The 9,517-nt window shown below is 34.6% G+C and carries 9 protein-coding genes and 2 pseudogenes; 5 read left to right on the forward strand and 6 right to left on the reverse strand.

What is annotated here, in order from left to right; all coding sequences use genetic code 11:
• Window positions 1-717, reverse strand: a 717-nt coding sequence (locus V7266_RS25900; RefSeq protein ID WP_335472126.1) for a glutamate synthase-related protein, incomplete at its 3' end; no start/stop codon positions are given.
• A gap of 467 nt (window positions 718-1,184) precedes the next feature.
• On the opposite strand from V7266_RS25900, the gene V7266_RS25905 reads away from it, so the two are divergent.
• Window positions 1,185-2,036, forward strand: a complete 852-nt coding sequence (locus tag V7266_RS25905) for a hypothetical protein (RefSeq protein ID WP_335472127.1) — start codon at window positions 1,185-1,187, stop codon at window positions 2,034-2,036.
• Between the two features lie 37 nt (window positions 2,037-2,073).
• Here the strand turns inward: V7266_RS25905 and V7266_RS30885 are convergent.
• From V7266_RS30885 to V7266_RS25920, 4 genes and pseudogenes are all read right to left on the reverse strand, one after another.
• Window positions 2,074-2,160 (reverse strand): annotated as a pseudogene (locus V7266_RS30885) (cupredoxin domain-containing protein); the annotation flags it as partial.
• Window positions 2,161-2,174: 14 nt separating this feature from the next.
• Window positions 2,175-2,525, reverse strand: a complete 351-nt coding sequence (locus V7266_RS25910; RefSeq protein WP_335472128.1) for a rhodanese-like domain-containing protein — start codon at window positions 2,523-2,525, stop codon at window positions 2,175-2,177.
• Window positions 2,526-2,661: 136 nt separating this feature from the next.
• Window positions 2,662-3,621: a LacI family DNA-binding transcriptional regulator gene (locus tag V7266_RS25915; RefSeq protein WP_335472129.1), complete on the reverse strand. Its 960-nt coding sequence runs from the start codon at window positions 3,619-3,621 to the stop codon at window positions 2,662-2,664.
• 44 nt (window positions 3,622-3,665) lie between these two features.
• Entirely contained in the window at window positions 3,666-3,818 is a 153-nt protein-coding gene (locus V7266_RS25920) for a hypothetical protein (RefSeq protein ID WP_335472130.1), read from the reverse strand.
• Window positions 3,819-4,433: 615 nt separating this feature from the next.
• Here V7266_RS25920 and V7266_RS25925 point away from each other — a divergent pair.
• The gene (locus V7266_RS25925) at window positions 4,434-4,697 is read left to right on the forward strand and encodes a hypothetical protein (RefSeq protein WP_335472131.1); all 264 of its coding nucleotides are present in this window, start codon (window positions 4,434-4,436) and stop codon (window positions 4,695-4,697) included.
• A 615-nt stretch (window positions 4,698-5,312) separates the two neighbouring features.
• Entirely contained in the window at window positions 5,313-6,548 is a 1,236-nt protein-coding gene (locus tag V7266_RS25930) for an IS110 family transposase (RefSeq protein ID WP_335472132.1), read from the forward strand.
• 166 nt (window positions 6,549-6,714) lie between these two features.
• On the opposite strand, the gene V7266_RS25935 is transcribed toward V7266_RS25930, so the two are convergent.
• Window positions 6,715-7,167: a hypothetical protein gene (locus tag V7266_RS25935; RefSeq protein ID WP_335472134.1), complete on the reverse strand. Its 453-nt coding sequence runs from the start codon at window positions 7,165-7,167 to the stop codon at window positions 6,715-6,717.
• Window positions 7,168-7,467: 300 nt separating this feature from the next.
• On the opposite strand from V7266_RS25935, the gene V7266_RS25940 reads away from it, so the two are divergent.
• Window positions 7,468-8,478 (forward strand): DUF3231 family protein, encoded by a 1,011-nt coding sequence (locus V7266_RS25940; protein ID WP_335472133.1) that lies wholly within the window; start codon window positions 7,468-7,470, stop codon window positions 8,476-8,478.
• 298 nt (window positions 8,479-8,776) lie between these two features.
• Window positions 8,777-9,061 (forward strand): annotated as a pseudogene (locus V7266_RS25945) (tyrosine-type recombinase/integrase); the annotation flags it as partial.
• Window positions 9,062-9,517 lie beyond the last annotated feature (456 nt).

The following is a 9,517-nucleotide window of genomic DNA, read 5'->3' on the forward strand; positions in this document are numbered from 1 at the left end:
CCCCTCATCATCGCGAAAACCAAATAAACCAGGACCGATTTGAGCGACCACATCTACACCACTTTCCAAATGCTCTGGTGCAACTCCACCCTCCCCCGTATTAATCCATGAACCGCCTGCCATATGGCTGCCATGACCAGTTGAAAGGATATAGTTTTCTCCGACTGCTCCGTAAGATGTAGCCGAGGCACCAAATGGACCGCGAAGTCTCCATGGGAATTTCCGATCTCCGCCAACGATTATGGTGTCTTCCTCATGGTAAAGCCAACGTGTTGTTTGGTCCTTTTCCAGCTGTTCGTGACGAGTAAACAATCCTTCATGATCAATTTTATATTTCATGGAGTGGACTTTTTCTTGGTTATCAACTCTTAATTCTTCATTTAATAAAGGAAACAACCCATTCGCAATATAATACCCAGGCTTGTCAAAGTCACGTTTGGAACCAAAGCTTATAAGATCACTTCGATATTTGGCAGAAAAAACCATCCCTAAAAAATCTGAACGTGAAAATGGTTTGCCACTATTGTCACCATCGAACCAATATTGTCTGAATTCTGGTCCAATCTTTTCTAACATGTAGCGCATCCATCCCAAATAAGGGTGTGCTCGGATAACCGAATGCTGCGGTTTCTTGGCTAAAATATGTAACCACAAAAGCAAGGCAATGGGTCCTACAATAAACACAATTAATAAGAAAATAAAAATAGTCCAAACCATCCAACTATCCCACCTTTTCTAAAACTAATATGGGGTCAAGATCTGCAGTTCTGAACATGGGCAGCTATTTTTCCATTACTATAATGTTTATTTAAAATCTTCCTCCATGTTGCCTGATATTTATCTCCAAATTGTACTTTCATAAAATCTGTCTCTTAATTAATATGAAAAAAAGACCAGGTATTTCTCATTTATATAAAAGGAATCCACCATGTATTCAGTTGGCGGCACTTTCTAGGAGTCGAACCTAGCTAAATAAAATAGATATAAAACTAAGCCAAATTGCAAAAAACAGCTTCAAATTTCTAATTTGATAGCTAAAAAAGGGCCTTACGCATTAAAAATGGCCTTAAATTGGTTTTTTTGTGATTCGAATTCCTTAGCCAAAAACGATACCTTAGAAATGCCAGAAATGGGGATTACCCCGTAACTGGCCAAGATTATGGGGATAAGGTGGCTCAAGGAGTATGAATATAAAATCTGGCAATATCGAGGGATTCGAGCAGTATTCGCAATTTAAAAATTTAGAGGAGTTTAACCACCATATGGAAATGTGGATGCTCGATCATAAGAAGGATTTTTCAAAGGGAGAATTACTTGGATTAAAAAGACTAGTGCGCTTCTCTGCCAAGATCCCTGGTGTTTGTAATGCCAAAATTGGGACCATTTTAAAAGCGATTAATCAAGAATATACAGAAAACATCCTGTCCCGTTCAACTTTTAAACGGATGATTCTTAAGGGTAAGAAAATGGGGATTTTCTCTGTCTATGAAACCGAAAGAAGAAATGGATCTCAGTCCAGCAATCTCTATGTATTTAATCGTTTTCCTCTTTGTGAACCACCCAAACAAGAAAGCATGAACCACCCTAATGAAACTATTAATCTTTTAAAAACTGAAAAAGATCAAAAGATAAAAAAACGTAAAGAGGAACCGTCTAATTTGGATTACACCTATGTGAGCAACCGTGTTCCACAACCTTTCGTGGAAATCGTTAAATGCTTCTTTCCAGATATAAAGGTAATTGAAGAATATTGGCATATGGTCCAAATCACTGCCTATGGCTATGAACTCGACCATGAAATGGATCTAATCGTTAACCTTGCCATCCAATCCTTTAAGCAGTTAATTCGAAAACTAAAGTTGACAAATGCTGTAAAAAAACCGATTGCTTACTTCTATGGAATTTTAAAAGAGAAATTTTTTCAGTATTATGAGGAGAGGTTAAATGAAAAGCACCAAAAAGGAGAGATTCAAATTAAACCAATTTGTTTTGAGTTTAATGGTGAAATAATGGAGTGGGATTGGTTGAATTCATGATTAAGGATTAAAAAGCAAGGCCGTTCGGCCCCGCTTATTATTTGACTATTACTTTCCCAGCCATTCCTTCATGTAAATGGTACCGACAGATCAAATCGTATGTACCGGCATTTGTCGGTTTTACCATTCTGATTCCGGTTAGTTTCTTTTTTGTGAATCTAGGTACTCTTTCCAGGCAGTAATTCCGCCTTCTAGCAATGTGACATTATAGTTTTTTTCAGACAAGATTGTGGCACATTTTTTGGCAGAGTTTCCGGTTGTACAGGTTACTACGATTTCATTGTTTTTAGGTAATGATGCGACTTCTTCATCTCTCTTTTCCTCCAGTTCAAAGATCGTTGTTTTTGGAATATTAAAGCTTTTGATTCTAGGAGCTTCAATGTGAAAATCATTGTATTTTTCCTCTGAGCGGACATCAAGTAGGTAAGTTTGGTTATCTCCTCTCAGTCTCTCTTCAAGTTCTTTTGGCGTAATCGTTTTTATTGTCAAAATTAGCACTCCTTTTGAATGTTTAGTTCTTAGTAAATCTCCATTATTATAGCATTAGGCTCAAATGCCCAGAATGACAGTTAAGTGGTAATTGTTTCATTCATTTCTCCTTTAATTTTATGAATGATATAGAAGATCAAACCGTTTCTCTTTCAATTAATTGATAAGATAATTCCTTCTTTGATAAATCACCGTCTACTGCTTGAAGAAAAAGGTTTCTTCCCATTTCCAAAAGAGGAATTTCGATCGTTGTAATGTTCATCATTTTTGCAATTGGTTCATTATCAAATCCAATAATGGCTAGTTGATTTGGTATTGATATCCCCTGATTTTGGCAGCTGACCACGATTCCTGCTGCGACTTGATCACTTGTAACTAATAACGCCGATGACGGTATCTCCATTTTCTTTAGTTGGTTTATGACTTTTTCGCCATCCTCAAAATATAGGCATTCATCGATTATATAGTCAGGTTGATATGACAGTTTATATTTCTTATGAAAGTCTCGATAGGCGAACTCCCGATGCTGGCTATTAGTACCTGATTTCCTGCCTATACAATAACCAATTTTTTTGTGTCCTTTTTTATATAAATATTCCAGTGCTTTATAGAAGATTTTATATTGGTTAACAAAAGTAGATGACACCTGGTGCTCTTTTACATCTTCACATAAAACAATTGAGCCAAAGGGTAAATAATCCTCAATGGTTGACCAATCAGACGCTCTTGAGCATATGATTAATGAATCAATCTGCTTTTGTTTTAACATTTGTAATGCTTCCAATTCCCTACTATTTTTATAATCGGTCTGAAATAAAACCAACTTATAGTTATGCGCCAACGCTTGCTGGGCTATTCCCTTTAATAACAAAGCAAAATAGGGAGTATCCGAGAAAGGGAGAACAACCCCAATCAACTGTGTTTTTCCCTTACTTAAATGAACGGCATTTATATTTTGATGATAATTACTAACTCTTATTGCCTCTAAAACTGCATTTTTCTTTTCTTCACTTACATATGGATGATTATTTAATACACGGGAGACCGTTGTAACTGAAACACCAGCCATTCTTGCAAGATCTTTAATATTTGTCATACTCTCACCTTTTTAAAATCATTTTCAAATTATGTTCTGTGAGACTAAAGTTGTTTCTCCATTATTTTTTCATTAGAATCGCTGAAATAATCTTCAAAGGATTGAATTGGTCTTACATCTATCGATTGTCCAGAAGCCTTCAAACAAAAATAGGCCGAGATATAAATTAACAAGCAAAGTAAAATTATTGTCAACATAAATTTTCTCCTCGCTTTCTGATATTTGTTTGAATATAAATTATGAAACGCGTTCCATGTTAATCCCCAAATTTGTTTCATAATTCTAAAGAAAAAGGACCGATATTAATCAGTCCTTTACTTAAATGGTCCCCATGTTTCACTTACTCTACCTTGTTCATGCTGCCTTTCCTTATTTCCTATTTAGATTTATAGTTATCACCATAATAATCAATATTCAAATCTGTAATCATACTTTTAAGTTCATGGGCGACACTAGCCACCCATATAATAGCCCCTATGGTGAGCCCTACACACAATAATGTTATAACTCTTTTCTTCTTCTTCATTGACGTTTCATTCCTTTTATGTAATCTCTTATACAACAAAATCTGTATCATATCCGCTTAAGTTTCGGAACAACCTTATTGGGACACTATAAAATATTAATCTTGCGCCCTCTTAAATTATCAGACAATTCGTTTCACGGGGTAGACTTTTTGGAACAGTAGAAAAAATATTTTTACCTCCCCCTTGAAATCCACCATTTTTGATGGAAAAATAATACAGTACATATTTTAGAAATTTTAGGGGGAAATCACTTGGCTTAAAAAGTTGAATTAGAAAAAGTGACAATTGAGTTTTTTTGATGCTGGATTTGACAAACAGGCTTGGGTTTCAGGATGTTTGTTTGAACGACTTTATGGATCAAAGCTACAAAATTTAGATCTCAAAAATGAACTTGAAAAACTTAAAGAGAACTTGATGATATTAAAAGCAAAAAAACTGATTAAGTTTGCATTTTGTGAGAGCAAACGTCAAAAAGCCCGGTATCTAGGAATAGGAAAACCGGGCTTTTTGCTAGGGTTTACAACTATGTCATTCGTTAGAGATTGGTAGATCTAGGACCGTAATAAATATAACATTGCTTGTTTACAGTTTAGTTAATGGACAGGGACAATTTGGTAACATTTTCATTACTTTTTGAGGGAAAACTCAGCTTATATGTAAAATGTTTGTCTAGATTTCTTTTGAGATTTCATTTTTGTTAAAATTAATGGTGTTTGTCCAAGACTAATTACAAAAACAAAAAGTGCAAAGCCTAATTGAATAAATTTAGTTGTTCTAGCGTTACTCTAAATTTTATGTGATTGTACTTGAGAAACAGTAACAGCAGTTATCTTTGAACGAGACTAACTAATACAAAAAGTATATTAGTGTTGATGTTCTTCAGCAGTTCATTTTTGTTTTAATAAAGCACCCGTTCGTATTATAAGGTCAGCCAGATATTTCTGGTTGACCAATTTTTATTTGGTTTTTTTATTACGGTAGCCGGGGTAGAACGTAAGCACCCGTGGGAATTATATCCCGTAAAGTAAACAGTTCGCCCCCTACTTGTAGAAACATGTTTGAGGCTGGTTGGGACTCTGATCTCGTATAACAAGCGAAGCTATGATACTGCAAGAAGGAATTAGGGGTACCGGTGAGTTTAATTATTAGAGGAGGAGTTTTAAAATGAATCCAGTCGTTGGTCTGGATGTAGCAAATGGTGAAAGTCAGGTTCAAGCTTTCTTGGATAAGAAAAAACCTTACAAAAGTAGCTTTAAAGTATCACATACTCTTGATGGATTAGATACTTTATATCATTTTTTAAGAGAAATTGAGAACTTAACAGGAGTTAAACCTCCGATTGTTCTGGAAGCTACAGGGCATTATCATACTCCAGTTGTTCAGTATTTTGAGGACAGAAATTATTTATTAATTATTGTAAATTCTCTTATCTCCTATCGTGCCAAGAGCTCGAGTTTGAGGAAAGTAAAAACAGATATAATCGATGCTAATCATCTCTGTGAATTGTACTATAAAGAGGATTTAGAGCTGTATAAAAAACGTGGAATTCAACTGTTAAACCTTCGTAATCTTACAAGACAATTCGAAAACTTAACAGGAATATTTGTACAAGCTAAGCTACAGTTTCAAGCAGTTCTTGATCAGGTTTTTCCTGAGTATAAAGGTGTTTTTGGGGACTTATATTCAGTTGTTTCTTTACAAACTTTATTAGAATTTCCTACATCTAACGATGTCTTAGAAACTAGCGAAGAAACAATAGCAGCTAGAATAAAGGAAAACTGTAATAGTCGTTCTCGTATGTGGGCGAATACTAAGGCAAAGGAGCTGAAAGCTGGAGCATCAAGGAATCCTTTTCAGAAAACCTTATATCAAAGCCATATTTTAACTCTTAAAATGTATATCAATATGCTTTTAGAATACCAAAAGTACCTATCTGTGTTTGAAGTCGAGATAGATGCTTTAGCAAAAGAACTTATTGAATATAAGATTATCCAATCCATCCCTGGTATCGGAGAAAAAATCGCGGCAACGATTATTTCTGAAATCGGTGAGATAGATCGGTTTAATCACCCTAAAAAATTAATAGCATTTGCAGGAATTGACCCTAGCATCTTTGAATCAGGAAGGTTCAAAGGAACTGTAAACAGAATAACAAAAAGAGGGTCCAGCAGGCTAAGACGTGCATTATATCTGGCTGTTAAATGCGCCATTCGTGATTGTCGTAAAAAGAAAACGACTAAAGATATTATCCCTCGCAACAAGAGGTTAAGAGAGTTCTATGATAAAAAACGCGAAGAAGGAAAGCCTTATAAGGTAGCTTTAATAGCATGTGCAAATAAGCTCTTACAATGGATATATGCGCTTTTAAAAAGTAACTCAACTTTCCAAGATATAGCTTAAATGAAAAATAAAACTAAACAATGAAAAACCTTCCAATAGTCTAAATTAGGAAGGTTATTTGGAATGCTTATTTTTAGTATATCATGTGCCTTTTAAGATTTTTAATGAAAAATATTGACAAACTATTAGCTGGTTTAGTTTAAGTGAGTTAGTTCACATAGGTTCCTTATGTAACTATTTTGAGAAATATTCTTTTTAAGAATAAGCCCATCGTTACACCAGGTATGACACAAATGATTGGTAACCAAACAGGACCTAATAACACACCAGAGAGTTTAAAATTCGAGGAATAAATGCATCCAACCGTTACGAAATAAGCAGAAAAAACAAATGGTAGAAAAGAAAAGCTATCTTTTCCTCCTCCAGCATCTTTAAACGCATCCCACATTGCAAAGAAATATAAACAAGGATAAAACATTAACCACTGATAATTAGTCTGTATAATCGCTTTTTCAATATCCCCCTGAAAACTTGAAATAATTACTTCGTTAAAGTTCGCCTGAACATTCACCAAAAACTCTAAGAAAACGAATACAGTACCCTTTATATATTTTTTATTTAAAAAATGCCCAAAGCCTGGAAGTGCAATACTCCACAATAACATTTCTTTCGGGTTTATCACATTTAATTTTACCCCTTATTAAGTTAATGTATATGTTTGCTAGGTGGGATGCTTATATAGACGAAGGGGGTAGAAAAGCCCCTTTTTTTGTTTGTTTCCTTTGTCATTTCTGCGTTTTTTGTAAGTATGGTTTTATATACTCATCAATATTTACTTTAACGAGGATTTTATTCGGACTTATTTGGTTACCAATCATGTTTTATTTATAGGACTAACTATTGACTCTCTCATAAAAAATGAGGTAAATGGAATAATATAATTGGGAAATTTTATAAAAAAAACTGGAGGATTAACATTTTGAATAATATAAAGGCAATTAGTGCAGCAGAGATTGGAACACTTTGGCTTACTTATCGTCAGAAAACCCTTATTTTGAGAATACTGGAATATTTTAAAAAATATGCGGATGATGAGGAAGCTAATAATATTTTGGGTGGCTTGTGGCAACAGTTAAATTATTATGTTTTACAAATTGAAGAAATATTTCAACAACAAGGAATTGTTTTTCCTGTAGGGTTTAAAAAAGAAGACGTTAATTTGGATGCCCCTAAATTATTCGACAATGGATTTGATATTATGTTTGTCCGCGTTTTAAAAGAATTAAGCATGGGCTTGTACACGATGAGTATGAATATGTCATACAATGATGATGTTACGAAGATTTACAAGGGACTTACTGGTGTTACTCAAGATATTTATACTTTATCTACTCAATATTTGCTTCAAAAAGGCATTCTTACTCTTCCTCCAAAAGTTACGATGCCAAAATCAACTGAGTTTATCGAAAGCATAAACTACACGAGTGGGTTTAACCCATTTAGTGATAAAAGGGTTTTAAATGATCTTGAAATAGGATTTCTCCATCATGGAATTGAGACAAATAATATTGGATTGCAACTAATAATTGGTTTTGCCCAATGTGCACAGAACAAAGAGGTTAAAAAATATTTTTTAAAAGGTAAAGAACTTGCGAAAAAACAAATAAAAGAAATGACAGATATTCTATTAGAAAGCGATGTTCAATTCTCTGCTACTTCTGGAGGCACTGTAACTACTTCAACAATCCCACCATTTTCTGATAAACTCATGATGTCTTGCATATACTATCTCGATGGTTTTGGCATGGTGGGAACTAGCTTTGGATTATTTTTCACATTAAGAAATGATATTGCCATGAAATCAGCATTAATAGGAAAAGATATTTATTTATATGGAAGAGAAGGACTTGAGATTATGATTAAAAACGGATGGCTTGAGGAACCGCCTCAAATGGAGAATCGAAATAAATTAATTAATCAGGAAAATTGAATCAATATGTTTTTAGGGGTAACAATAACCTTAGTGTTATAAATTTAACACTAAACTGCAATGTGGAGGGATTTACTTTGAATACTTCACTAAAAAGCTTATTATCAGCCTTAATTACTTTGTTAATTAAAGGTTTCTTCTTACTACAAAAGAAAAACCCTAAGTTAAAACCTTCATTAAGAATGCCAACTTTAGCATAAGCATTAAGTGTTGCGAGTATTTTCTATTTCTACATTGTTTTAAAAAGGCGAACACAGTAATTGTGTTTGCCTTTTTTCATGAATTGCGAAATAGTATAATCCCTAAATTTCTGACTGAAATGGAAATTGAGCATTTACGGGAAGCCTGCTGCACCCCTATGGAAAAGGCTCTGTTTGAATTCATGTTCTCCATTGGAAGCCGAATAGGAGAAATTGTTTCTTTAGATAGAGGCAGAATTAATTGGTCGACCCGATCCGCCATTATCAGAGGTAAAGGCGATAAGGAACGAGAAGTCTATTTCAATATCCGCTGCGAAATTTGGTTAAAACGATACCTAGATAATCGGGAAGACAGGGACACTGCTATTTTTGTCACGGAACGGGATCTTCAAACCCACTAATTTTCCTACTTGAGATTTAATTTCTTCTCTCATACTCGACCCCTTTAACACTGAAATTTAGACTATATATTCTAAATTTATCATCTTTCGTTCTTGAACTAAACTGCTCCGTTCGTATTATAAGGTTAGCCAGAATGCTAAATATTTCTGGTTGACCATTTTTTATTTGGTCTTATTATATCAGTAGCCAGGGTAGAACGTAACTGCCCGTGGGGCTTAGACCCCGTCAGCTAAACGGTTCGCCCCCTACTTGTAGAAACATGATTGAGGCTGGTTGGGACTTAGATCTCGTATAACAAGCGAAGCTGTGACACTGCATGGAGGAATTAGGGGTACTGGCAAATTACTAGTTTAGGAGGAGGATTCAGAAATGAATCCAGTCATTGGTCTGGATATTTCAAAAGGGGAAAGTCAGGTTCAAGCATTTATAGATAAAGG

Source organism: Neobacillus drentensis, from assembly GCF_036965645.1.
In the GTDB taxonomy this organism is placed as follows: domain Bacteria; phylum Bacillota; class Bacilli; order Bacillales; family Cytobacillaceae; genus Neobacillus; species Neobacillus drentensis_D.

Bases quoted from the DNA above. Each gene is read 5' to 3' on its own strand.
- V7266_RS25905 (WP_335472127.1), top strand. From the start codon at position 1,185: ATGAATATAAAATCTGGCAATATCGAGGGATTCGAGCAGTATTCGCAA.
- V7266_RS25915 (WP_335472129.1), bottom strand. From the start codon at position 3,621: ATGACAAATATTAAAGATCTTGCAAGAATGGCTGGTGTTTCAGTTACA.
- V7266_RS25920 (WP_335472130.1), bottom strand. From the start codon at position 3,818: ATGTTGACAATAATTTTACTTTGCTTGTTAATTTATATCTCGGCCTAT.
- V7266_RS25930 (WP_335472132.1), top strand. From the start codon at position 5,313: ATGAATCCAGTCGTTGGTCTGGATGTAGCAAATGGTGAAAGTCAGGTT.